This is a genomic window from Micromonospora sp. DT178 (assembly GCF_049841695.1).
Taxonomy (GTDB): domain Bacteria; phylum Actinomycetota; class Actinomycetes; order Mycobacteriales; family Micromonosporaceae; genus Micromonospora.
Genome location: NZ_JBNCKV010000018.1, coordinates 85,566 through 107,741, shown reverse-complemented (window position 1 = coordinate 107,741; position 22,176 = coordinate 85,566). Strand labels below are relative to the sequence as shown.

Sequence of the window (22,176 nt, the reverse complement as noted above, 5' to 3'; positions counted from 1 at the left end):
GGCCGATGTTGCAGTGGCGACACGCCGGAGCGGGAGGATTTTTCACCGGCTCCGGCCGGTGTCGGCTGCCGGTGCCGATCGCCCGATGTCGATGGGTTCCGGCGGCGGCCCGCACGCCGCCGCCCGTCCCCGCAGCGGCGGTCGGCTTACCCTTTGCGCTCAGAAAGCGGCATTCGCCGGTATCCATTACCGGCGCTCCGGGCGTCGCGAGTTCGGGATCGGCGGCCGTTTCGAGGTGGAGCTACCTGCCGGTAATGTCCTTTTGGCTTCCGGCCGCCGGCACTCCTGGTGGGCCGTCGACTGACTGTCGAATAATCCTGAGCCGTCCCCCAGTGAAACCTCACGTTCGGGGGAAGCGGTGAGGGCTGTTCGGGCCATCGGGGTCGATGCGGCGGAGTGCGGACCGGACTCTCGGTCGCTGCGTGATCACGCTGGGATGAAACTTTCTCCGACTGGAGCCGGTGGATCACCCTTCAAAGGGTTCATATGGGGCGAATGGTCGAAGGGGTGTGGCATCGGCTCATGTTCGTGCGTCGATGTGTTTCATCCCGTTGCAGGTCCGGCTCCGTGGGTTGAGGTATCCCGTCCGATCGGGAAACCTGTAGCCGACTCGGCCGTCAGTCCGGCCGATGAGCGCTACCTGGTTTTCTCCATCGGGAAAACCTCCGAGTTGCTGCCTGCTGGTCCGGGCCCGATCTCGGGAAAAGCGCAATGGAAACCCCTCGTTGCAGCGGGGGGTTTCTGTTTTTCGGCGCGGATCGACAATTTCGATTGCGTCGGCGGTTCGCGCAGGACGGACGTACGGTTTTCTTCACCGGTTCGCGCATTGACGACGACGGTGCCCGGCGGGCGACTGTCCCGGCGTTTCAGCTTGATTCAGGCGCTTCAGTTGGGCCGGTTCCGTGCCCGATGATGGTCGGGTACCGCCGGACGCTGGCTGCAACCAGGGGCGGTACGCGGGCCCGCGTCGCGGGCCCGTGCTGTGCGCAACAACCGACTCCCCCGGGAGGCCCGGACCAGCACCACCGGGGCGGAGGCGCTGCCTCCGCCCCGCCTGCCGGGGTGGACGCCCGCCCCGGTCAACTCGGAGGCGGCCGCACGGCCGCCACGACCGAAGGAGTTCCGAGCCGGATGACCGAACAACCATCCCTCGACCCCCGCCGGGCGGCCGTCCCGTGCGGTGCCCCGGCAACCCGGCGAGCGGCCCCGCAGCCGGGGGCCTGGTGGCCCGGCGTGATCGTGATCGTGATCGTGATCGCCACGTCGGTGGCACTGCTGCTGTCGGGGCGGGCCCTGGACGAGACCCTGCTGACGGCGGGTGCGATCGTCCTGCTGGCCGGCGAGGTGGCACGCCGGACCGTCGGCGTCCACGGGCCGCTGCCGACGGCCCTCGTGACCGCGGCGGTCGCCGTTCTCGCCGGTGCGGTGCTGCTGACCGGTCGGCCCCCGACCGAGGTCGCGCTGGCGGTCTGCCTGACCGGCGCCGTCGCCAGCCGGGTCTCCACCTGGCTGCTCGGGGCGCCTGGCCCTCGGTGGGGGGTGTAGCGCCGACGAAGCGCGCCGGTGCCGGACGCGGGTCCGGCACCGGCGACGACGGCGCGCCGCCGATGTCCACGAACACGAACAACGCCGGGCGTGGTGGCCCGGGCTCCGAGCCCGGCAGCCCTCACCTCACCGAACTCGTCCGTCAGCTCAAGCTGACCTACCGGCAGGCGGGGAACCCGTCCTACCGCACGATCATCCGGACCACCTCCATCGGCCTGTCGACCTCCACGATCAGCCGCATCTTCACCGCCAGGAAGCCGCCGAAGTGGGAGAACCTGACCGAGCTGCTGCTCGCGCTCGGGGTCTCCCGGGAGGACATCAAGACCACCTGGCACCGGCTCTGGATGCTCGCCGACAACGAGGCCAACCCGCTCACGGGGACCGACAACGCTGGCGGGGAACTGCTGCCCGCGGGGCGGCGGCCGAAGGACGTCGAGGTCTGCCACCGGTGCGGGGCGTGGATCGCGGACACCGCGCTGCACACCCGGTGGCACGCCGGCGTCGCCCGGGGCGAGATGTCCCCGAACGAGCAGAAGTCGGTGAACGTCGCCCGTCGCCGGCGGTGACCGGACGGAGGCGGTCAGGCGGGGGCCAGGCGGACGCCGTCGCGGCCCTGGCGCTTCACCGCGTAGAGCGCCTGGTCGGCGCGGCGCAGCGTGGCCTCGGGTGACTCGCCGGGGCGGGGGAGGGCCACCCCGACGCTGATCGTGCGGCCGATCCGCCTCGCCGCCTCGGCCAGGCGCTCGGCGATCCGGACCGCCTCGTCGGGGCGGCTCACCTCGATCACCGCCACGAACTCGTCGCCGCCGATGCGGTAGAGCTCGTCGCCGTGCCGCAGCGCCGCCTCCAGGGCCCGGGCCAGCCGGACGAGCACGCGGTCGCCGGCCTGGTGGCCGTACGTGTCGTTGACGGCCTTGAAGCCGTCCACGTCGATCGCCAGCAGGGCCGTACGCCCCGGGGTGGCCACGGCGATGCGCTGGCCGAACGGCCCCGTGTGCCGCAGCCCGGTCAGCGGGTCCGAGTTGGCCTGCTCGCGCAGGCGGGCCAGGGTACGCAGCCGGTCAAGGCAGCTCCACGCCTGGCCGGCGAGCAGCTCCAACAGGTTGACCGTGGTCGGGTCGGGGCGCAGCAGCCGTTCGTCGGCCACCAGCAGCACCCCGCCGTCGTCGGGCCGGCCGACCGGCACCGCGACCAGGGTGCGTACCCCGGCCCGGGTCAGCGGCCGGTGGTCGGGGACGGGCGGGTGTCCCGCCTCGCCGAGCGTGTAGCCCACGCCGTGGCGGTGGGCGCGGGCGACCAGCCCGTCCAGCGCGGCGGGGTCCGCCTCGGCCAGCTCCGCCCGGATCCGGGCCTCCAGCTCGCCCGGGGTGGCCGGCGGCGTACCCAGGCGGGGACCGTCCGGGCCGGCGAGCACCAGTACCGCCGCGGAGAGCGTGGACACGTCCCGGGCGGCGGCGATCGCGGCGGCGAACAGGTCCCACTCCGTCGACGCGGAGGTCAGCGCGGCGGCGTGCCGCAGGAGCTTCTCGCTGCGGCTCTCCGCCGGTGGCCCGCCGAGCGCCACGATCCGGGCCCCGAGTCGCGCCGCCAGCCGCTCGGCGGTGTCGCGCCACGGGGCGAGGTCGGTCGGGCCGCACCACTGGAGGTCCAGCACCCCGATGGGCCGGCCCGCCGGGTCCAGCACCGGTACGCACACCTCGGCGGTGACGTCAGGGCGTACCGGGATGTAGTCGGGGTCGGCGGCGACGTCGGGCACGACGGCGGTCTCGCCGGAGGCGTACACCCGGCCCACGATCCCGGTCTTCGGCGGCACGGTGGAGAAGACCTGCCAGGAGCCGGTGGCCGCGACGCAGCGGAGCCGGTCGTGGACGTGCAGCAGGACGGAGATGGTGGCCGGCGCGTGGCGGGCGAGCGCGGTGACCGTCCACCGGCACGCCTCGACGACGGTCGACGCCATGGGGAGGCGGACCGTGACGTCACGGATGACTCGCTCGTGATCCACTCGGCACGTCGTTCCAGGTAGGGAGGGCTGCGACCGGCGGGCGGGCCCGCGATCAAGCGTACTCAGGGCGGCGCGGGACCACCGGGTGCCAAGATCGTCCACGCTTTCGTACACATGTGCCATCCACAGGCTGTGGACAGGGCCTGTGGGTTCGGCGGGCCGCGCGCCGGGGCTCGCGGCGATAGCGTGAGGGTCCCGGTCGAGTGGAGGCACCGATGCTCATCGCCCAGCTCAGTGATCCGCACCTGACCACCGGCGTGCTCGCCGCCGAGCCGGCGGCCGGCCTGCACCGCGCTCTGGGCCGGGTGCTGGCGCTGAACCCCCGGCCCGACTGCGTGGTGATCACCGGCGACCTGGTCGACCGCGGCCGCCCCGACGAGTACGCGACGCTGCGCGAGGTCATCGGCCGGTTCCCGCTGCCGGTGCACCTGGTCGCCGGCAACCACGACGACCGGGAGTCGCTGCTGGACGCGTTCGGGGGCACGCCGTGGCTCGGCGGCGGCTTCTCGGCGCACTACCACGTGGACCACCCGGAGGCGACGGTCGTGGTGCTGGACTCCCTGATGCCGGGCGGGGGCGGCGCCGGCTGCCTCGGCGAGGACCAGCTCGGCTGGCTGGACGGGGTGCTGGCCGGTCGTCCCGAGGTGCCGGCCGTGGTCTGCCTGCACCACCCGCCGGCACCGGTCGGCATCCCGTTCCTCGACGACATCCGGCTGACCGACGGCGACGAGCTGGCCGAGGTGGTCGCCCGCCATCCGCACGTCGTCCGGGTGGTCGCCGGGCACGTCCACCGCCCGGTCACCGTGAACTTCGCCGGCACGGTGCTCACCACGGCGCCGAGCACCTGGCGGCAGAGTTCCCTCACCACCAGCGCGGACGACCAGTTCGGCTGGGTCGTCGAGCCGACCGGCTTCCTGCTGCACCGGGTCACCGGGAGCGGCTGCGTCACGCACCTGGTGCAGGCCAGCCACGCCGCCGGCATGACCTGCGGCTTCTGACCGCCGGGACCGGTCGGTCGCGGTGGGCGAGGTCTGGTACGTCGCGTACGGGTCGAACATGCACGCCGCCCGGCTCGGCTTCTACCTGGCGGGGGGCTGCCCGCCCGGCGGGCGGCGGACGTACCCGGGCTGCCGGGACCCGCGACCACCCAGGCGTACGGTGCCGGTGTCGCTGCCCGGCGGCGTCTACTTCGCCGGCGAGTCCCGGGCGTGGACCGGCGGGATGGCGTTCTACGACCCGGCGCTCCCCGGCGAGGCGCCGGCCCGGGCCTACCTGCTCGACGTCGGGCAGTTCGCCGACGTGGCCGCCCAGGAGATGTACCGGGAACCCGGCGCCGACACCGGCCTGATCGCGGAGGCCGTCGCCACCGGGCGGGCCACCCTCGGCCCCGGCCGGTACGAGACCCTGCTCTGCCCCGGCCGGCTCGACGGGCTCCCGCTGCTGACCTTCACCGCCCCGTGGGCGGCGTCCGAGGTGCGGTGGCGGGCCCCGGCCCCGGCCTACCTCGACATGATCGCCCGTGGCCTGCGCGAGTCGCACGGCTGGGACGCCGACCGGATCGCCCGCTACCTGCTGGCCCGGCCGGGAGTCGCCGGCGCCTGGGACGCGGCGGCCGTCGCGGCGCTGATCGCCGGGACGGACCGGCACGGGGTGCCGGGCTGACCGACGCACCGTACGGTCCCGGGCGCCGAACGCCGCGCGGGGACGGGACGCTCGGTGACCGTCGTGCCGCCGCCCGGTCACCCCGGCGGTCGGTCGGACGACCGGCGCAGTCCCGCCGGCCGGCAGCGGGTCAACCGGGCGGACGCAATTGCCCGAGGCGGCCGTTTCACCGTCCACAATCACCACCGGAGATCGATAACCTCGGCCGGTCGTGCGCGGGCACGGCTCATCCGCCGGCTCCACGACCGGCCGTCTGTGTGTGGGGGAATCGCATGAGGAGAAGGCTGATCGGTCTCGCGGTGGCGCTCGCCGTCACGGTGGGCGTGTCGCTGACCGCCGCCGGCCCGGCCCAGGCCGCCACCCCGGCCGTCCAGATCACCAAGGCCTACTACAACTCGCCGGGCGTCGACAACCGCTCGAACTCCAGCCTGAACGCCGAGTACGTCCGGCTGACCAACCGGCGCTCCACCACCGTCAACCTGAAGTACTGGACGCTGCGCGACCAGTCCAACCACGTCTACAAGTTCTCCAACGACTTCCGGCTGGCCCCGGGCGCCAGCGTCTTCGTGCACACCGGCAAGGGCACCAACAGCTCGACCCACCGCTACTGGGGCTCGGGCGCCTACATCTGGAACAACACCGGCGACAAGGCGTACCTGCGCAACTCGTCCGGCACCCTGATCGACTCCTGCTCGTGGGGGAGTAAGGGCAGCTACACGTACTGCTGAGGCGGGCGGCCGGCCCCGGGCGACCGGGGCCGGCGGCAACCCGTCGGCGAACGGTGCCCACGCTGCCGGGCATGTCGGAAACGGCCGTCCGGACCGGTCGCCGGCCGCGAGTTTGCGCAGGTCCGTGGTCCCGCCCCGGTCGACCGGGGGCGGGTGACGATGAGAGGCTGTCCGCGACGCGGCGGCGGTCGGCCACCGCCGCCACGCGACCGAACCTGTCGACGGCGCGGCCCGCCCAGGCGTGGACCGTCACCCGGGTGCCCGCGCCGGCTTCCCACGAGGAGTTCCATGTCCAACCCCGGGATGCGCCGGGCCGCCATCGGCCTGACCGCGCTCGCCGTGACCGCCCTCGGCGCGGTCACGACCACCCCCGACCAGGCGGACGCCGGCCCGAAGCCGGTCGCCGTCAAGCTGCTCGCCCTCAACGACTTCCACGGTAACCTCGAACCGCCGTCCGGCTCCAGCGGCACCATCGCCGGGCAGCCCGCCGGCGGGGCCGAATACCTCGCCACCCAGCTCGCCGAGCTGCGCAAGCGCGCCGCCAAGGAGCAGAACACCATCACCGTGGCGGCCGGCGACCTGATCGGCGCCTCCCCGCTGCTCTCCGCCGCGTTCCACGACGAGCCGACCATCGAGGCGCTCTCGCTGGCCGGGCTCGACTACGCCAGCGTCGGCAACCACGAGTTCGACGAGGGCGCCGACGAGCTGCTGCGTATCCAGAACGGCGGCTGCCACCCGGTCGACGGCTGCGTCGACGGCACCCCGTACGAGGGCGCCGGCTTCCAGTACCTCTCCGCGAACGCGTTCAAGACCGCGAGCGGGCAGCCGCTGCTGGCCCCGTACGCCATCCACAAGGTGCAGGGCGTCAAGGTCGGCTTCATCGGCATGACGCTGGAGGGCACCCCGCGCATCGTCAGCCAGCAGGGTGTCGCCGGCCTGACCTTCGCCGACGAGGCGCAGACCGCCAACCGGTACGCCCGCGAGCTGCGCCGCCAGGGCGTCGAGACCATCGTCGTGCTGCTGCACGAGGGCGGCACCCAGGACGCCACCGGCGGCATCAACGACTGCAAGGGCATCTCCGGCCCCATCGTGGACATCGCCAACCGGATGGACCCGTCCATCGACGTGGTCGTCAGCGGCCACACCCACCAGGCGTACAACTGCGACATCAACGGCAAGCTGGTCACCAGCGCCAGCTCCTTCGGCCGCCTGGTCACCGACATCGACCTCTCCATCGACCGGCGCACCGGCGACGTGATCAGCGCCAAGGCCGAGAACGTGGTTGTCACCCGGGACCTCGCCCCGGACCGGGCGCAGTCCGACCTGATCAAGCGCTACAAGACCGTGCTCGGCCCGGTGGCCGGCCGCGAGGTCGGCCAGACCACCACGGAGATCAAGAAGACCCAGGAGACCCTCTTCGGTACGACCATGGGCGAGTCGCCGCTGGGCAACCTGATCGCCGACGCGCAGCTCGCCGCCACCGACGACGAGCAGGGCGCGGTCGCCGCCTTCATGAACCCCGGTGGCGTACGCGCCGACCTCGACGCCGGCCCGGTCACCTACGAGGAGGCGTTCACGGTGCAGCCGTTCGCCAACAACCTCGTGACGCTCGACCTCACCGGCGCGCAGCTCTACTGCCTGCTGGAGCAGCAGTTCGTCACCGGCCGGACGCTCTACCCGTCGTCGACCGTCCGGTACGTCGTCGACCCGGCCGGCACCACCGGCACGACCGCCGACGCCTGCGCCGGCACCCGGGTCGTCCGGGGCAGCCTCACCCTCGGCGGGGTGGCGGTCACCGCCGACGCCACGTACCGGGTGACGGTGAACAACTTCCTCTCCGGCGGCGGCGACGGCTTCACCGTCCTCACCGGCGGTACCAACGCGGTCACCGGCATGATCGACCTGGACGCGTTCGTGGCCTACCTGACCGCCGAGTCCCCGGTCTCGGCGCCGGCCCTGGACCGCATCCGCACCACCGCGGAGGTCCCCGCCGCCTGACGGCAGCGGTACGCACCCGACGGGCCCCGGAGCATCCGCTCCGGGGCCCGTCGCCGTCCGTTGACCGGGCCGAGGCCGGGTTCTCCGTCCGGTGGACGGGCCGGGGCCGGGTTCTCCGTCCGCTGGACGGGCCTGGACCGGGCCGGTTTCCCGTCGTTGGCGGGGCCGAGGCCGGGTTCTCCGTCCGGTGGTTCGGGGCCGGGGCCGGGTTGTCCGTCCGGTGGTCAGGCCTGCACGGGGGCCGGTTCGGCGGCCGGCGGGGTGGCCGGCGTGCGGCCGTCCTGGGCCGGCGTGAGCAGCCGGCGCAGGGAGAGCGCGATGAGCGAGGCCACCAGGCAACCGCTGACGACCGCCACGACCCAGATCCGGCCGTTGGCCGCACCGAGCAGCGGGCCGGCGGTGACCGGGCCGATCACCCCGCTGATGCCGAAGATCATCGAGCTCATGGCGTTGTACCGGCCGCGCAGCGCGTCCGTGGCGAGCGCGTTCGTCAGCGCCGGCATCACCGGCGACAGCAGGGTCTCGCCGAAGCCGAAGATCGCCGAGCAGGCCACGACGCAGAGGGCGGCGACCAGCGCGTTGCTCGGGCCGACCACGCCCCCGGCCCCCAGGACCAGCCAGGCGATCGCGAAGACCGCGCCCACGACCGCCAGCCCGCCCGTCCGGCTGCGCCCCTCCATCCGCCGCAGGACCAGCAGCTGGGAGAGCACGATCATCACCGTGTTGCCGGCCAGCGCCCAGGCCACCACGCGCGGCGTCACCTCGGCCACCCGCACGGCGTACGCGGTGAAGCCGACCTCGATCTGCGCGTAGCCGCAGGTGGTCAGGACGAGGCCGAAGATGACGAGCCGCCGGAACGGGCGGTCGCGCAGCACGGTGAGGTAGCCGCCGGCCGACGTCCGGTCCCCGGCCGCTGCGGCGGCGAGCCGGTGGCCGACGTGCGGCAGGGTGAGCAGGATCAGCGCGGGCATCAGGTAGCTGATCGCGTCCAGCACGTAGATCGTCTGGAAGGTGACCGCGCGGGCGGTGTCGACGATCGCGCCGGAGGTCAGGCCGCCGAGGCCGATGCCGAGGTTGAGCAGGGCGAAGTTCAGCCCGAAGACCCGCTGACGCTCGTCGGCGTCGGTGAGCGAGGCGAGGATCGTGTTCTGCCCGGGCCAGATGACGGAGCTGCCCATCGCGACCAGCGTCATCACCCCGAACGCCGAGGCGCTCGAGTCGACCAGCGCCAGCGACCCGGTGCCGACCGCCTCGATCACCAGGCCCGTCAGCAGGATCCGGCGGGCGCCGAACCGGTCGATGAGCGTGCCGCCGATCGGCGACAACGCCAGCGTGATCACGCCGTACCAACCGATCACCAGACCGGCACGGGTGTCGGTGAGACCCCGGACGTCGGTCAGGTAGATGAACAGGAACGGCAGGGTGAGGCCGCGCCCGATCGCCGACAACAGCGTGCCGATGAGCATCCGCCGGGCTTCCGGACGGCGGGGGAGGGCGCGACTGAGCATCCCCCGATTCTGTGCGCTGGGTGTGACGCAGCGCGAGACCTTTTCGCTCGGAGTTTTGCCGCTCGCCGTGTGCGCCGTCACACCGGGAGCGTGCCGGCGGGGCGTCGTACCTCTCTGCGATCCTGGTCGGGATGACCACCACCTGGCGGCACCTGCCCGCACCGGCCCGCGAGATCGCCACCGCCGCCACCGACGCGGTCGCCGCCGCGCGCGAGCGCGCACCCGAGGCGTACGACGTCGCGGTGGCCCGGCTCGCGGCGGCCGAACGGTCGGGCCTGGTGCTCGGCGCGGTGGTCCGGCTGCTGCTGGAGGAGACCCACCCGGACGGCCTGGACGGCGACGACGTCCGGCAGGTGCTCGAGGGCTGCGTCCGCGACGCCGCGCAGTGGCGGCCGGACGTCGACCCGCACGTGGTGCTCGTCCTGCTCGCGGGCGCCCTCGGCGTCTACGACCCGGACGGCGACGAGTCGCCGCCCGACCCGCCCGCCGTGGCGCGGCACGCGCCGCTGCTCGTCGCCGACCTGCTCGTCGCCACCGGCCGGCCCCTCGACGGCTATCTGAGCGCCGCGTTCGCCGAGATCGCGCGCACCGAGCGGCAGGACTGAGCGGACCGCCGGGCGCCTGCGTGCCGCCCACAGCGATAAGAATTAGTGATTAGACGAACACGAAGGGTGCTTCCTAGGGTTCTCTGCGTACGCCCGGCGGCTGAGGACCGGCACTGTCGGTGACCCGGCGCGGGTCGCTGGCTCGTTCCCCGGGGATTCGTGGTGACCGTCAGGGGGCGGTCCCGCGCGACACCTGTCCGCAGTGAAGTAGGACCGACCCCGACGGGTGCCGTTCCGCGCCGGCAATACCGCTTGAGACGCGAGCGAAGGGACCCTTCTCATGACCACCGAACAGAGCGCACCCGACCCGGTGTTCGACACCTTCTTCGACGACCCGCACGCCAAGTACCGCGAACTGCACGCCAGCGGGTGCCCGGTGCACAAGGTGGTCACCCCGCAGGGCATCCCGGCGTGGTTCGTCACCGAGCACGAGGCGGTCCGCCAAGGCCTGCGCGACCCCCGGCTCTCCCGGCGGCTGGAGAACGCGGGGCCGGGTTACCAGCGCGCGGCGGGGCCGACGCAGCTCCTCGCCAAGTCGGTCGTCACGGAGGACCCGCCGGAGCACACCCGGCTGCGCCGGGCCCTCAACCAGGCCTTCGCGCCGCGGACCATCAAGCGGCTGGAGCCCCGGATCATCGCGCTCGCCGACGAACTGGTCGACGACATCGCCAAGAAGCTCGCCGAGACGGGCCAGGCCGACCTGATGTCCGACCTGGCCCTGCCCCTGCCGCTCATCGTCATCGCGGAGATGCTCGGGGTGCCGGTCGAGCGGCGGTTGGACTTCCAGCGCTGGGGCGACGGCATGCTCGCCCTCGACGCGAAGGTGCAGAAGGAGTCGGGCGCGGCAATGATCGGCTTCCTCGGAGAGCTGGTCCGGGCCAAGACCGACAACCCGGGCGACGACATGCTGTCGTACTGGGTGGCAGCCCGCGACCAGGACGGCAATCCGTACGACGCGCAGGAGATCCTCAGCCTGACCACGGTGATGCTGGTCGGCGGGTACGACACCTCGGTCGGCATGATCGCCGGCACGCTGCTCGGCCTGCTCGCCGACCGGGAGCGCTTCGCCGACGTCTTCGAGGACCCGGACCGGCTGCCCGGCGTGCTGGAGGAGTTCCTGCGCCTGTACGGCACGGTGCACACCGGCGTGCGCCGGTTCGCCACCGAGGACTTCGAACTGGCCGGACAGGACATCGCCAAGGGGGACGCGGTCCTGCTGTCCATCGGCGCGGCGAACCGGGACCCGAACCGCTACCCGAACCCCGACGAGGTGGCCGAGGAGCGGCTCGGCAGCCGCAACCACCTGGCGTTCGGGCTGGGGCCGCACATCTGTCCCGGCAACGAACTGGCCCGCCTGGAGATCGAGATCGCGGTCCGCGCGGTGCTGACCCGCCTGCCGCGCCTGCGTCTGGCGGTGTCCACGTCCGAGGGGGCTCCGTCCCCGCACTCGCTGCGGCACGCGGTCCCGTACCGGCGGGCGTACTTCATCCGGGTGCCCCTGGCGGTGCCCGTGGAGCTGGACGTCGTGCCGGAGGCGAGCGCCTCCTGAGGTAGTACGCCGCCGGAGGCGAACTGACGACGTCCCGCCCGTGGCACCGGACCCGCCGGCGTCACGGGCGGGACGTCAACGGCAGCGGCACGTCGTACGGCTCCTCCGGCCGAGGTGGACACGCGGCGCACAGTCGACGGCTCTTCTCAAGGGAGGCGTGGTGCCGCGCGGCGAGGGTCGTCTCGTCCATCAGCCGCAAGGCCGCCCGGGCTCCCCTCAGGAAGACCCGCCCGGCCGGGGTGAGGGAGACGGCCCGGTTGTCGCGGTGCAGCAGCAGGGTGTCGACGTCCTTCTCCAGCCGGGCGATCTGCTGGCTCAGGGCCGGCTGGGTGATGTGCAGGAGCTTGGCGGCTCTACCGAAGTGCAGTTCGTCGGCGAGGCACACGAACGACCGTATCCGCGTCATGCCCAGATCGGCCGTCAAGGTCGCGCAGCCGCATGGCGGCATCGTTCTCGCCTCCGCTTCCGCTTCTCCGAGCGCTACCTCCTTGTCCTATCGCGACGGGGTCAGCGCGGGGGAACGAGGGCCCCATGTGCCGGGAACTGCTGACGCCCGGTGCCGTCGGTCGAGGCGAGGCCCGGCGGCGGCTCCGACCGTGCCACTCGGGGTGCCCCGGCCCGACCACTCGGAGGTCACCTTCGGTCTTGGTGGCGTCGTCACTCAACCGGTCGTCACGGGATCCTCGCCGCACTGTCAGCTCGGGGAATTGGATTGATCACGGTGGTGAGGGGTCGTGCCACCTGGGCAGACGGGAGCATTCAGCTTTTGTTGCTGATTGTGGTTTCACAACGGTTCATGCGAGCCGCTGGCCCGCACTGTTGTGCAGGTGATCAGGGGGTGAGGATTGTCTTGCCGACCGTCGCCCGTTCTTCGAACGCCTCGTGGGCTGCGGTGGCTTGGGCCAGCGGCATGACTGCGCCGATGATGGGCCGTAGTTCACCAGAGTCAGCCAGCGCGAACGCGTGATCGCGCAGCCGAGCCAGATGCTGCGGGGGTAGGGCCACGGACGCGAAGCCGGTGACCGACACGGCCCGGTGATAGACGCCGAGCGGGTCGAAGCGCGGCGGCTGGCCGCTGGTCGTTCCGTAGACCACCATCCGGCCGATCGTGGGTGTCAACAGGTCGAAGGCGGCCTCGGACACGGCACCGCCGGTGCTCTCCAGAACCACCGAAACGCTGCCGCCCACCGCGTCACGGACGCGTTGGGCCCAGTCGGGTGCGCTGTAATCGATCACGACATCGGCGCCGAGTTGCTTGGCCACCGCGAGTTTCGTCTCGCCCCGGGCGGTGGCGATCACCGTGGCGCCGGCGCGTTTGGCCAACTGGACCAGAAGGCTGCCCACGCCTCCGGCTGCTGCTTCGACCAGGACCGTGTCCGTCGACGTGAGGCCAGCGGCCTCGGCCACGCCGACCGCGGTCGACCCTTGGCCCAGCAGCGCCACAGCCGTCCGGTCATCGAGTCCCTCGGGCAAAGGCAACGCCGACGCTGCTGGCAGGATCGCCAGCTCCGCGTAGCCGCCGCCGGACGTCGCGCCGACCACCTGCCGGCCGACCGCCTTGGCATCCACCTCGGATCCGACCGCGACAACGGTACCCGCGATCTCGAATCCCGGCGCGAACGGCATCGGAAGATCCGGCAGTACCGTGCGCATCAGGCCGGCCCTGATCTGAACGTCAGCAAACCCGATGCCGGCTGCCGTAACCCGGACCAGCATCTCACCCGGACCCGGTCGCGGATCGGGCACCTCGTCGACACGTAACACGTCAGGCGGACCGTACTCGTGGAACCGAACAGCACGCATTTTCTCTGCCTTCGCTTTCAGCGATCGTCAGGACCGGTGGTCCGAAGCGCGGGTCACAGACTGCGAAGGTATCCGTGAGATATTGGTTACTTCAAAGGTATCTAACTACCGTGAGGGTACTGATGGACCCGCTCGACCCCGACATGTTCCACCCCTCGTGCCCCAGCAGCGTCATGCCGATCCGCATCGGCGACAAATGGTCAGCAATGATCATCGTCTGCCTGGAACAAGGCCCGCGCCGGTTCTCCGAACTCCGTGTCCCCATCCACCGCGCCACCCCCAAGGTGCTCACCCAGACCCTGCGCGCACTCGAACGTGACGGCATGATCACCCGCACCGTCTACGCCGAGGTGCCACCACGAGTGGAATACGAACTGACACCACTGGGACGCACCCTGCTCGACCTCATCGCAGCCTGCCGGCACTGGGCACACGAGCACATGCCCAGCCTCCTGGCCGCCCGCGACGCCCACGCCCACACAACTCAACCCGCCTGATCAACGGCGCTTCGGCACGCGGAGGTGTCGGTGACGATGGGCCTGGGGGAGAGCCTGCGGTGACCGTCGCTGCTGTATCGACTGCTGTACGAATGAATCAGGGGCCACTCTCATCGATGGAGAGTGGCCCCTGACCTCGGTCGGGGTGGCCGGATTCGAACCGACGACCTCTTCGTCCCGAACGAAGCGCGCTACCAAGCTGCGCCACACCCCGAGGCGTGCCGACAAATAGTAGCCCACCCCGGTCGGGGGTCCAACTCGGTACCCCCACGGCCGTGCCGGCCCTTCCGACCACGCGAACTGCGCCCCGGCGCCGGGCGGACGTGGCGCCCGATGTCGTGGACGACTCAGCTCGACAGGGCGGACAACGCCAAGGCCCGGGGGGGCGTCGGACGGTTGGTCCTCCGGCGGACGGCGCCGGTCCGATGCCGCGTGCGCCCCGGGTCACCCGGCGCGGATCACCGCCACGGCCGCCGGGCCGTGGCGGCGGCCCGGCGGACCGCAGCCGTACGGGTCAGCGGGGGATCAGGGTGAGCACGCTCGCCTCCGGAGGGCAGGCGAACCGGACCGGTGCGGTCGGGTGGGTGCCGAGCCCGGCGGAGACGTGCAGCCAGGAGTCGGAGCCGGGCCAGCGGTGCAGGCCGCGTGCCATGGAGCGGGGCAGTCCGCAGTTGGTGACCAGGGCACCGACCCCCGGTACGCAGACCTGACCGCCGTGGGTGTGCCCGGCGAGCATCAGCCCGAAGCCGTCGGCGGCCATCCGGTCGAGGACGGCCGGCTCGGGGGAGTGGGTGAGCGCGATCGACAGGTCGGCGGTGGGCGACACCGGCCCGGCCACCGAGTCGTAGTCGTCCCGTTCGACGTGCGGGTCGTCGACCCCGAGCAGCTCGACGACCCGGCCGCCGGCCTTCAGGGTGGTGCGGGCGTTGTTCAGGTCCGCCCAGCCGGCGCCGACGAAGACGTCGCGCAGCTCCTCGTGCGGCAGCTCGACGCCCTCCGTGTACTCCCGGTCGGGCAGGAAGTAGGTGAACGGGTTCTTCCAGACCGGCCCGGTGTAGTCGTTGGAGCCGAAGACGAAGGCCCCCGGGAGGTCGAGCAGCGGCTGGAGGGCGCGCAGCACGCCGGGCACGGCGCCGGGGTGCGCCATGTTGTCCCCGGTGACCACGACCAGGTCGGGGTCGAGCGCGGCCAGCGACGCCACCCAGCGCTGCTTGCGCCCCTGGTCGGGCATCATGTGCAGGTCCGACAGGTGCAGGACCCGCAGCGGCTCCGCGTCGGCCGGCAGCACCGGCACGTCGTACCGCCGTAGGGTGAACATGTTGCGCTCGACGAGTGACGCGTACGCCAGGGTCGCCGCGCCGAGGGCGGCGGTCCCGGTCGCGAGCCGGAATAGTGTGCGCTTTCGCATGCCGTTCAGGGTAGTTTCACCGACCATGAGCACGTTGAAGGACCGTCTGACCGCCGACATGCGCGCCGCCCTGAAGGCGCGCGACGAGCTGACCACCTCCACGCTGCGGATGGCGCTCGCCGCCGTCGGCACCGCCGAGGTCGCCGGCAAGGCCAAGCGCGAGCTCACCGACGACGAGGTGCTCGCGGTGCTGACCAAGGAGGCGAAGAAGCGCCGGGAGGCCGCCACCGCCTTCGGTGACGCCGGCCGCACCGAGCAGGCCGCGAAGGAGGTCGCCGAGGGCGAGGTGCTGGAGCGCTACCTGCCGAAACAGCTCCCCGACGCCGAGCTGACCGAGCTGGTCGCGGGGGCGCTCGCCGCGGGCGGCTTCACCGGCAAGTCGCAGATGGGCCCGGCCATGAAGGCGGCCCAGGCGGCGGTGGCCGGCCGGGCCGAGGGCGGTCGGGTCGCCGCCGAGGTACGCCGACAGCTCGGCCTCTGACCCGGGCCGCACCGACCCGCGTACGCGAAACGGGCGGGCACCCCCGCGAGGGGTGCCCGCCCGTGGCGTTCGTCCGGCCGGCTCAGCCGCCGGGGCGGCCCGGCGGTCGGCCGGGGTTGGTCGGCGGCCGGTTGTTGTCGGGCGTCGTGCCCGGGGCGGTGCCGCCGCCGACGCTGATCTGGATCGTGACCACGCCGCCCTTGATGGTGCGGCCGTCGGGGCTGGTGCCGGCGGCCTTGCCGGCCGGGCAGCTCGACGGGACCTTGATGTCGGAGATGACCGCGTCGAAGCCCTCCGCCTCGATCCGGGACTTCGCCTGCTCCGGGTCCAGGCACTTCACGTCGGGGATCCGGCGCTGGTCGCCCTCACGGATCTTCTGGCCCGGGGGCTCGAAGTTGACCCGCTTCTTGCCCTTCATGGCGTCGCGCAGCGTCTCGTAGACCGGCGGGTTGATGCCGTCCTTCTGGCCGTGCTTCATCTTGACGTTGGTCTGCGGCCAGTCCGGGTCGGCCATGATGCCGGCCACCGCGTACTGCTTGGTCATCGCGACCAGGGCCGCGCTCTTCTCCGAGTCGGTGGTGCCGGACTTGCCGGCCACCGGGGCGTCGACGATGCCCCGGACGTTCGCGGCCGTACGGCTGCCGCCGCACCGGCTCGTGGAGGAGTTGTCACCGACCGGGCAGCGGGCGGCGTCGACGGCGGCGCGGGCCACCTCGGTGCTCACCCGCTTCTCGCAGCGCGGGTTGGCGATGTCGAGCTTCTTGCCCTCCGGGTCCTTGATCTCCTGCACCGGGATGGGCTCGCAGTACCTGCCGTCCGCCGCCAGGGTGGCGTAGGCGTTGGCCAGTTCCAGCGGGGTGGTGTTCGAGACGCCCAGGGTGAAGGCGCCCCAGTCGTGCGCGTACTCCTTGTTGTTGGCCCACTCGTTCTCCCTGGTGACCCGGAACTGGATGCCGAGCCGCTTGGCCACGTCGACCACGTTCTCCGCGCCGACCTGCTGCTGGAGGGGCACGAAGTAGGTGTTGATGGAGGAGGAGAAGGCGCTCCACATGTTCTGCACGCCGCCGGCCTTCTTGCCGGAGTTGGTCGGGCAGTACTTGTTGGTGCCGGGGCAGGCGGCCGGGCTGCCCGCCTCGACGATGTACTCCGACTTGAAGGCCTGCGGGGCGTTGATCGTGTAGCCGAGCGGGATGCCCTTCTCCAGCGCCGCCACGATGGTGAAGATCTTGAAGGTCGAGCCGGCCTGGTAGCCCGTGATGCCGTCGCCGCCGGTGAGCAGCGGGTTTACGGTGTTGGGGTAGTTGCCGAGCTTCTTCTTCTTGCGCTGCTTCGGGTCGCTGTGCGGCTTGTTGGCCGGCTTCTTCGGGTCGTCGAGCTTGAAGTTCCGGTTCACCGCCAGCGCCCGCACCCGGCCGGTGCCCGGCTCGACCACCGCCACCATGGCGGCTTCCTTGCTCTTCTCCGACTTGGCCTTGCGGACGGCCTTGTCGGCGCCCCGCTGGGCCTGCGGGTCCAGGGTGGTGACGACGGTGTAGCCACCGCTCTTTAGCCGCCGCTCCCGGTCGTACGAGGTCGAGCCGAACGTCTCCTGCCCCATCCACCAGCGGTAGAAGTAGTCGCAGAAGAAGCCCCAGCCCTTCTCGTTGGTCGAGACGCAGCCGTTGGGGGCCCGCTTGCCGGTGACCACGAGCTTGGTGGCCTTCGCGGCGTCCGCCTCCTGCTGGGTGATGGCGCCGGTCTCGACCATGTTCTGGATGACGTAGTTGCGCCGGGCGAGGGCCGCCGCGTGGCCGCTCTTGGTGGTCGGGTCGTTGGTGCTCGGCGCCTTCACCATGCCGGCGAGCATGGCCGCTTCCTCGAGCTTCAGCTTGCTCGGCGGCTTGTTGAAGTAGACCTGGCTGGCGGCGTAGATGCCGTACGCGCCGTTGCCGAACGCGGCGATGTTGAGGTAGCGCTCCAGGATCTCGTCCTTGGAGAGCTCCTTGTCGATCTGGATCGCGTAGCGCATCTCGCGCAGCTTGCGGGCGCTGGTGTCCTCGGTGGCCGCGACCACGTCCGCCGGGTGGCTCGCCGAGTACGCGATGGCGAGCCGGACGTACTGCATGGTCAGCGTCGAGGCGCCCTGCTGGCTGGACGCGTTGGACTGGTTGTTGACGAAGGCCCGGGCGATGCCGTTGAGGTCCACGCCGTTGTGCTTGTAGAAGTCGTGGTCCTCGGCGGCGATGATCGCCTTCTGCATGATGGGCGCGATGTCGGCCAGCTTCACGTCGCGACGGTTCTCGTCGTACATGGTCGCCAGCGGGGTCTTGCCGTCGGAGGCGAGAAGGTAGCTGATCTGCGGCGCGCGCGCCACGGTCAGCTCCTTGGGCAGTGCGCCGAAGGTCTCGGCGCCGGCCTTCGCGGCCAGTCCGGACATCGCCACCGCGGGGAAGGCCGCCGCCGCGACCACCACGCCGGCCAACAGGCCACATATGAGTAGCGATGCGGCGTTGGTCAGCACATTGTGGTCACGTTTCCGCATCCAGGTCACCTCGACAGGGTACGCGAGTAGGGAACGAGGGGCGCCGGGGCGTTCTTTCCCCATTTCCTGCGCGCGCCGACCTCGTTGTGCTAAACGCACGACCCCCGGTGCGAGGTTGCGTGAATCCGCCGCCGAGTCTCCCTCCTGCGGGAGGAGGCTCGCAGCGTTTTCACGGACCCCGACGGGGTAACCGGCGGTCGCGAAGCCCGGGAAGCCGGGAGTGTCCGGAATGATGGATTTCGCCGACAACGTTGCGTAATCAGTCGACTACAGAGCATGATGGGGGCGGCGACAGCGCCACATGTCGTCCGTGCCGCCTTGGGGAAGGCGGGCAGGGCGACCGGGGGGAATTGCCGGCTGGTCCGCGACGGGGTCGGTAGGTACTGCAAGGGGGGACGTGTACAGATGGGCATGATCACTGACTGGCCGTCGCTGGCGGCGTGTCAGAACGGGGACCCGGACGCGTTGTTCGTACAGGGCGCCGAACAGAACGTGGCGAAGCGGATCTGCCGGAGCTGCCCAGTTCGGTACGAGTGCCTGGCCGACGCGCTGGACAACCGGATCGAGTTCGGCGTGTGGGGCGGCATGACCGAACGCGAACGCCGCGCGCTGTTGCGCCGTCACCCCCAGGTGGCGAGCTGGCGCAAGATGTTCGAGGCCGCGATGAAGAAGAACGCCAAGGACAAGGCCGGCAAGGACAAGATCCTCGTCACCACCGCCGGCTGAGCACCGTCACGGCCGGCTGATCGCCGCGCCGATCGTCCGCAGCCCGTCGACGTCGTGCACGTCGGCGGGCTGCGCCGTCACCGACACCGCCGGCACCGCCGGGAACGCCTCGGTGAACCGGGCCGCCACCTGCCGCTCGCGTACCGCCTGCTGGGCCAGCGCGGCGTGGGCCCGCAGCACGTCGACGGTGCCCTCGTGCCCGCCGAGGCCGGCCAGCCGCTCCGCGGCGGCCAGGCTCTCCGCTGCGTCGAGCCCGGGCGCCGCCGGGCGGTGCACCCGGTTGAGCACCAGGCCCGCGAGCGGCATCTTCTCCTCGCGCAGCCGGCCCGCGAAGTAGGCGGCCTCCCGGACCGCGTCCGGCTCCGGCGCCGCGACCAGCAGGAACGCCGTCTCCCGCGCCTGGAGGATCCGGTACGTCTGCTCGGCGCGCTGCCGGAAGCCGCCGAACATCGAATCCAACGCGGCGACGAAACCGGAGAGGTCGGTCAGCAACTGGGCCCCGAGCACCTTCTGCACGACCTTGGAGAACATCCCGAACGAGGCCGTGACCAGGCTGAACATGCTCCGCCCGCCGGTACGCGCCGGGGCCAGCAGCAGCCGCAGCATCCGCCCGTCGAGGAAGCGGGACAGGCGGGCCGGCGCGTCCAGGAAGTCCAGCGCCGAGCGGGACGGCGGGGTGTCCACCACGATCAGGTCCCACTCGCCCCGGGCGTGCAGCTGGCCCAGCTTCTCCATCGCCATGTATTCCTGGGTGCCGGCGAAGGTCGAGCTCATGGCCTGGTAGAACGGGTTGGCGAAGATCTCCGCCGCCTTCGCCGGATCGGTGTGCTGGAGCACCACGTCGTCGAAGGTGCGCTTCATGTCGAGCATCATGGCGTGCAGCTCGCCGCCGCTGGCCTCGACGTCGATCCCCTTGACCTGGCGGGGGGTGTTGTCCAGCTCGGTCAGCCCGAGCGACTGGGCCAGCCGGCGGGCCGGGTCGATGGTGAGCACCACCGTGCGCCGGCCGTGCCGCTCCGCGGCGCGCAGCGCGAGCGCGGCGGCCGTGGTCGTCTTCCCCACCCCGCCCGCCCCGCAGCACACCACGATCCGGACGCCCGGATCGGCGAGGATCTGGTCGACGTCCAGCTGCGGCGCCGCGTCTTCGGAAGGCACCAATCGAGCGTATCGGGCCGGGTCGGTCCGTGCGCCCGGGCCGGTCGCAGGTGTGAGTCAATCCGCCCGGACGAGGGTCGCGGCGAGCCGGTCCAGGCCGGCCCGGTCCACCCCGTCGGGCAGCAGCGGCAGCTCGGTCATCGGCAGCCCCAGCTCCACCAGGTCGGCGCGGAGCGAATCCTCCAGCTCGCGGCGGACGGCCTGGTCACGCGCCTCGGCGGCGAGCCCGGCGACGGTGTCCCGGTCGGTCGGCAGCCCGGCGGCGCGCAGCCCCCGCTCCAGCTCGTCGGCGGCCACCACCCGGCCCGCGGGCAGCGGGGGCCGGGCGCCGTTGACGATCACCCGCCCCACCGGGAAGCCGAGCTGGGTCAGCTCGGCGATCGCGTCCACCGTCTCCTGGACCGGCATCTCCTCCAGCAGGGTGACGACGTGCACGGCGGTGATCGGGGAGCGCAGCAGCGCGGCGACCCCCTCGCTCTGGGTCTTGATCGGGCCCACCTTGGCGAGCCGGGCCGTCTCGGCGGTGACGTTGAGGAACCGACCGATCCGCCCGGTGGGCGGCGCGTCCAGCACCACCGCGTCGTACGCGCGCCGCTGGCCGGCCGTGCGGGTGGTCGCCTCCTTCACCTTGCCGGTGAGCAGGACGTCCCGCAGGCCCGGGGCGATGGTGGTGGCGAAGTCGATCGCCCCGAGCTTGCGCAGCGCCCGGCCGGCCGCGCCGAGCTTGTAGAACATGTCGAGGTACTCCAGCAGGGCCTCCTCGGCGTCCACCGCCAGGGCCCGCACCTCTCCGCCGCCCGGCGCGTCGGTCAGGTGCCGCTCCTCGTACGGCAGCGGATCGGTGCCGAAGAGCTGGGCGATGCCCTGCCGCCCCTCGACCTCGACCAGCAGCGTGCGGCGGCCGCCGGCGGCCAGCGCCAGGGCCAGCGCCGCCGCGACGCTGGTCTTGCCGGTGCCGCCCTTGCCGGTCACGACGTGGAGGCGGGCCGGCCACTCCGGGCCGGCCGGGTCGGCCGGCGACTCTGCTGCTCGCACCCGTCGAGCCTATCCAGGCCCTGGGCTCAGGCGACCTCGCAGACCCACCAACCCGTCTTCTTCACCACGGTGAACCGCAGGTCCTGGTCGGCCACCTTCTCGTCGGCGGTGGTCATGGTGACCTTGGTGGTGACGGTGGCGCGGTCGCCGGTCTGGTTGTCCACCTTCGGGGTGCTCCACCGGAACCGGGGGTTCTGGTGCGCCGAGACGTGCTTTTCGACCTCGGCCACCTTGGCGGCGATCTTCTTCTCGTCGCGCGACGAGGAGCAGACCAGGCCGGCCGCCCGGTCCGCGTCGCGCTCCTGGTAGACGGCCTTGAGGAACTCGTCCACCGCGACCGTCGGCTCCTTGGCGCCCTCGCCGTTCTCGGCACTGCGCAGCGTCAGGAAGGTGACGACGCCACCTCCGGCGCAGAGCAGCAGGATCACGGCCAGGGCGATGGAGGCGATGAGCACGACGCGCTTCTTCCTGGGCGCGGCGGGCGGCTGGTAGGGCGGGTACCCGGCCGGGGGCGGCGGGATCGACGGGTCCGGGGCGGCGGTGGGGCCGGTGGGCGGGGCGGCCGGACCGGGTGGGACGGCCGCGCCGGGCGGAGGAGCGGGGGCCGGGCCGGGTGCGGGGGCCGGGCCGGGTGCGGCCGGGGAGCCCGGCTGGTCGGCCGGCGGTCCGACGGGGCCACCGCTGGGTGGTTGGGTCATCTCATCCCCCGGGTTGCGGCGTCGTCGCCTGACCGGGCGACGAGCGTGATCGAGCTGGCGGCGAGCCGGCGAGCGCCCGTCCGACCGGAAGGGTAGCGGTCGGTTCCCCGCTCCGGGGGGCGGCGGGTGCCGTCAGGTTCCTTACCGATGGTGTGTCGCATATGTGACTTTGTGTGATCGCTTGTGCGCGTCTGGTTGGCGCGGCTGTCGCCACGGACCTACGTTCTCAGCGGCGCGGGGGGCGGGCCGGGCGGA

General features: G+C 72.2%; 20 protein-coding genes and 1 tRNA gene. 11 read left to right on the top strand and 10 right to left on the bottom strand.

Annotated features, from left to right (window positions below; translation table 11 throughout):
- Positions 1 to 1,233 precede the first annotated feature (1,233 nt).
- Positions 1,234 to 1,545 carry a hypothetical protein gene (locus tag ACLQ22_RS26670; protein WP_425694734.1) on the top strand — a complete coding sequence of 104 codons (312 nt, stop codon included), beginning with the start codon at positions 1,234 to 1,236 and terminating at the stop codon, positions 1,543 to 1,545.
- Positions 1,546 to 1,607: 62 nt separating this feature from the next.
- Entirely contained in the window at positions 1,608 to 2,111 is a 504-nt protein-coding gene (locus ACLQ22_RS26665) for a helix-turn-helix domain-containing protein (RefSeq protein WP_425694733.1), read from the top strand.
- A 14-nt stretch (positions 2,112 to 2,125) separates the two neighbouring features.
- Here the strand turns inward: ACLQ22_RS26665 and ACLQ22_RS26660 are convergent, their stop codons facing one another.
- Entirely contained in the window at positions 2,126 to 3,547 is a 1,422-nt protein-coding gene (locus ACLQ22_RS26660) for a diguanylate cyclase (RefSeq protein WP_425694732.1), read from the bottom strand.
- Positions 3,548 to 3,762: 215 nt separating this feature from the next.
- Between ACLQ22_RS26660 and ACLQ22_RS26655 the strand changes: the two genes are divergently transcribed.
- From ACLQ22_RS26655 to ACLQ22_RS26640, 4 genes are all read left to right on the top strand, one after another.
- Positions 3,763 to 4,545, top strand: coding sequence for a phosphodiesterase (locus ACLQ22_RS26655; RefSeq protein WP_425694731.1), 783 nt, complete (start codon positions 3,763 to 3,765; stop codon positions 4,543 to 4,545).
- Positions 4,546 to 4,567: 22 nt separating this feature from the next.
- Positions 4,568 to 5,209, top strand: coding sequence for a histone deacetylase (locus tag ACLQ22_RS26650; RefSeq protein WP_425694730.1), 642 nt, complete (start codon positions 4,568 to 4,570; stop codon positions 5,207 to 5,209).
- Between the two features lie 272 nt (positions 5,210 to 5,481).
- On the top strand, positions 5,482 to 5,937 hold the full coding sequence (locus ACLQ22_RS26645) for a lamin tail domain-containing protein (protein WP_425694729.1): 456 nt from the start codon (positions 5,482 to 5,484) through the stop codon (positions 5,935 to 5,937).
- A gap of 288 nt (positions 5,938 to 6,225) precedes the next feature.
- Positions 6,226 to 7,935, top strand: coding sequence for a bifunctional metallophosphatase/5'-nucleotidase (locus ACLQ22_RS26640; protein ID WP_425694728.1), 1,710 nt, complete (start codon positions 6,226 to 6,228; stop codon positions 7,933 to 7,935).
- Between the two features lie 224 nt (positions 7,936 to 8,159).
- Here the strand turns inward: ACLQ22_RS26640 and ACLQ22_RS26635 are convergent, their stop codons facing one another.
- The gene (locus ACLQ22_RS26635) at positions 8,160 to 9,443 is read right to left on the bottom strand and encodes an MFS transporter (RefSeq protein ID WP_425694727.1); all 1,284 of its coding nucleotides are present in this window, start codon (positions 9,441 to 9,443) and stop codon (positions 8,160 to 8,162) included.
- 131 nt (positions 9,444 to 9,574) lie between these two features.
- On the opposite strand from ACLQ22_RS26635, the gene ACLQ22_RS26630 reads away from it, so the two are divergent.
- Positions 9,575 to 10,048, top strand: coding sequence for a hypothetical protein (locus tag ACLQ22_RS26630; RefSeq protein ID WP_425694726.1), 474 nt, complete (start codon positions 9,575 to 9,577; stop codon positions 10,046 to 10,048).
- Between the two features lie 280 nt (positions 10,049 to 10,328).
- The gene (locus ACLQ22_RS26625; RefSeq protein WP_425694725.1) at positions 10,329 to 11,597 is read left to right on the top strand and encodes a cytochrome P450; all 1,269 of its coding nucleotides are present in this window, start codon (positions 10,329 to 10,331) and stop codon (positions 11,595 to 11,597) included.
- A 61-nt stretch (positions 11,598 to 11,658) separates the two neighbouring features.
- Here ACLQ22_RS26625 and ACLQ22_RS26620 read toward each other — a convergent pair whose 3' ends face one another.
- Complete coding sequence (locus ACLQ22_RS26620) at positions 11,659 to 12,003, bottom strand: LysR family transcriptional regulator (protein ID WP_425694724.1); 345 nt, start codon at positions 12,001 to 12,003, stop codon at positions 11,659 to 11,661.
- Between the two features lie 425 nt (positions 12,004 to 12,428).
- Positions 12,429 to 13,361 carry a quinone oxidoreductase family protein gene (locus tag ACLQ22_RS26615; RefSeq protein WP_425694723.1) on the bottom strand — a complete coding sequence of 311 codons (933 nt, stop codon included), beginning with the start codon at positions 13,359 to 13,361 and terminating at the stop codon, positions 12,429 to 12,431.
- Between the two features lie 161 nt (positions 13,362 to 13,522).
- On the opposite strand from ACLQ22_RS26615, the gene ACLQ22_RS26610 reads away from it, so the two are divergent.
- On the top strand, positions 13,523 to 13,897 hold the full coding sequence (locus ACLQ22_RS26610) for a winged helix-turn-helix transcriptional regulator (RefSeq protein ID WP_425694722.1): 375 nt from the start codon (positions 13,523 to 13,525) through the stop codon (positions 13,895 to 13,897).
- A 140-nt stretch (positions 13,898 to 14,037) separates the two neighbouring features.
- Here the strand turns inward: ACLQ22_RS26610 and ACLQ22_RS26605 are convergent.
- Both ACLQ22_RS26605 and ACLQ22_RS26600 read right to left on the bottom strand, forming a co-directional pair.
- Positions 14,038 to 14,111: transfer RNA gene (locus ACLQ22_RS26605), tRNA-Pro, on the bottom strand.
- Positions 14,112 to 14,411: 300 nt separating this feature from the next.
- Entirely contained in the window at positions 14,412 to 15,305 is an 894-nt protein-coding gene (locus tag ACLQ22_RS26600; protein ID WP_425694721.1) for a metallophosphoesterase, read from the bottom strand.
- A 25-nt stretch (positions 15,306 to 15,330) separates the two neighbouring features.
- Here ACLQ22_RS26600 and ACLQ22_RS26595 point away from each other — a divergent pair, with 25 nt between their 5' ends.
- The gene (locus ACLQ22_RS26595; protein WP_121401662.1) at positions 15,331 to 15,786 is read left to right on the top strand and encodes a GatB/YqeY domain-containing protein; all 456 of its coding nucleotides are present in this window, start codon (positions 15,331 to 15,333) and stop codon (positions 15,784 to 15,786) included.
- Between the two features lie 82 nt (positions 15,787 to 15,868).
- Here ACLQ22_RS26595 and ACLQ22_RS26590 read toward each other — a convergent pair whose 3' ends face one another.
- Positions 15,869 to 18,307, bottom strand: a complete 2,439-nt coding sequence (locus ACLQ22_RS26590; RefSeq protein WP_425694720.1) for a penicillin-binding protein — start codon at positions 18,305 to 18,307, stop codon at positions 15,869 to 15,871.
- A gap of 405 nt (positions 18,308 to 18,712) precedes the next feature.
- Between ACLQ22_RS26590 and ACLQ22_RS26585 the strand changes: the two genes are divergently transcribed.
- On the top strand, positions 18,713 to 19,033 hold the full coding sequence (locus ACLQ22_RS26585; RefSeq protein ID WP_089003040.1) for a WhiB family transcriptional regulator: 321 nt from the start codon (positions 18,713 to 18,715) through the stop codon (positions 19,031 to 19,033).
- 6 nt (positions 19,034 to 19,039) lie between these two features.
- Here the strand turns inward: ACLQ22_RS26585 and ACLQ22_RS26580 are convergent, their stop codons facing one another.
- Genes ACLQ22_RS26580 through ACLQ22_RS26570 form a run of 3 tightly spaced genes read right to left on the bottom strand, consistent with a single transcriptional unit; the run spans position 19,040 to position 21,921 of the window.
- Positions 19,040 to 20,191, bottom strand: coding sequence for an ArsA family ATPase (locus ACLQ22_RS26580; protein ID WP_425694719.1), 1,152 nt, complete (start codon positions 20,189 to 20,191; stop codon positions 19,040 to 19,042).
- Between the two features lie 54 nt (positions 20,192 to 20,245).
- Positions 20,246 to 21,223, bottom strand: coding sequence for an ArsA family ATPase (locus ACLQ22_RS26575; protein WP_121401659.1), 978 nt, complete (start codon positions 21,221 to 21,223; stop codon positions 20,246 to 20,248).
- A 26-nt stretch (positions 21,224 to 21,249) separates the two neighbouring features.
- Complete coding sequence (locus ACLQ22_RS26570; RefSeq protein ID WP_425694718.1) at positions 21,250 to 21,921, bottom strand: hypothetical protein; 672 nt, start codon at positions 21,919 to 21,921, stop codon at positions 21,250 to 21,252.
- Between the last annotated feature and the right edge of the window lie 255 nt (positions 21,922 to 22,176).

What these genes read in the sequence shown, in the direction of transcription:
- ACLQ22_RS26665 (WP_425694733.1), top strand. Translation starts at nt 1,608, where the DNA reads ATGTCCACGAACACGAACAACGCCGGGCGTGGTGGCCCGGGCTCCGAG.
- ACLQ22_RS26655 (WP_425694731.1), top strand. Translation starts at nt 3,763, where the DNA reads ATGCTCATCGCCCAGCTCAGTGATCCGCACCTGACCACCGGCGTGCTC.
- ACLQ22_RS26645 (WP_425694729.1), top strand. Translation starts at nt 5,482, where the DNA reads ATGAGGAGAAGGCTGATCGGTCTCGCGGTGGCGCTCGCCGTCACGGTG.
- ACLQ22_RS26640 (WP_425694728.1), top strand. Translation starts at nt 6,226, where the DNA reads ATGTCCAACCCCGGGATGCGCCGGGCCGCCATCGGCCTGACCGCGCTC.
- ACLQ22_RS26635 (WP_425694727.1), bottom strand. Translation starts at nt 9,443, where the DNA reads ATGCTCAGTCGCGCCCTCCCCCGCCGTCCGGAAGCCCGGCGGATGCTC.
- ACLQ22_RS26630 (WP_425694726.1), top strand. Translation starts at nt 9,575, where the DNA reads ATGACCACCACCTGGCGGCACCTGCCCGCACCGGCCCGCGAGATCGCC.
- ACLQ22_RS26625 (WP_425694725.1), top strand. Translation starts at nt 10,329, where the DNA reads ATGACCACCGAACAGAGCGCACCCGACCCGGTGTTCGACACCTTCTTC.
- ACLQ22_RS26620 (WP_425694724.1), bottom strand. Translation starts at nt 12,003, where the DNA reads ATGACGCGGATACGGTCGTTCGTGTGCCTCGCCGACGAACTGCACTTC.
- ACLQ22_RS26610 (WP_425694722.1), top strand. Translation starts at nt 13,523, where the DNA reads ATGGACCCGCTCGACCCCGACATGTTCCACCCCTCGTGCCCCAGCAGC.
- ACLQ22_RS26600 (WP_425694721.1), bottom strand. Translation starts at nt 15,305, where the DNA reads ATGCGAAAGCGCACACTATTCCGGCTCGCGACCGGGACCGCCGCCCTC.
- ACLQ22_RS26595 (WP_121401662.1), top strand. Translation starts at nt 15,331, where the DNA reads ATGAGCACGTTGAAGGACCGTCTGACCGCCGACATGCGCGCCGCCCTG.
- ACLQ22_RS26590 (WP_425694720.1), bottom strand. Translation starts at nt 18,307, where the DNA reads ATGCGGAAACGTGACCACAATGTGCTGACCAACGCCGCATCGCTACTC.
- ACLQ22_RS26585 (WP_089003040.1), top strand. Translation starts at nt 18,713, where the DNA reads ATGGGCATGATCACTGACTGGCCGTCGCTGGCGGCGTGTCAGAACGGG.
- ACLQ22_RS26570 (WP_425694718.1), bottom strand. Translation starts at nt 21,921, where the DNA reads ATGACCCAACCACCCAGCGGTGGCCCCGTCGGACCGCCGGCCGACCAG.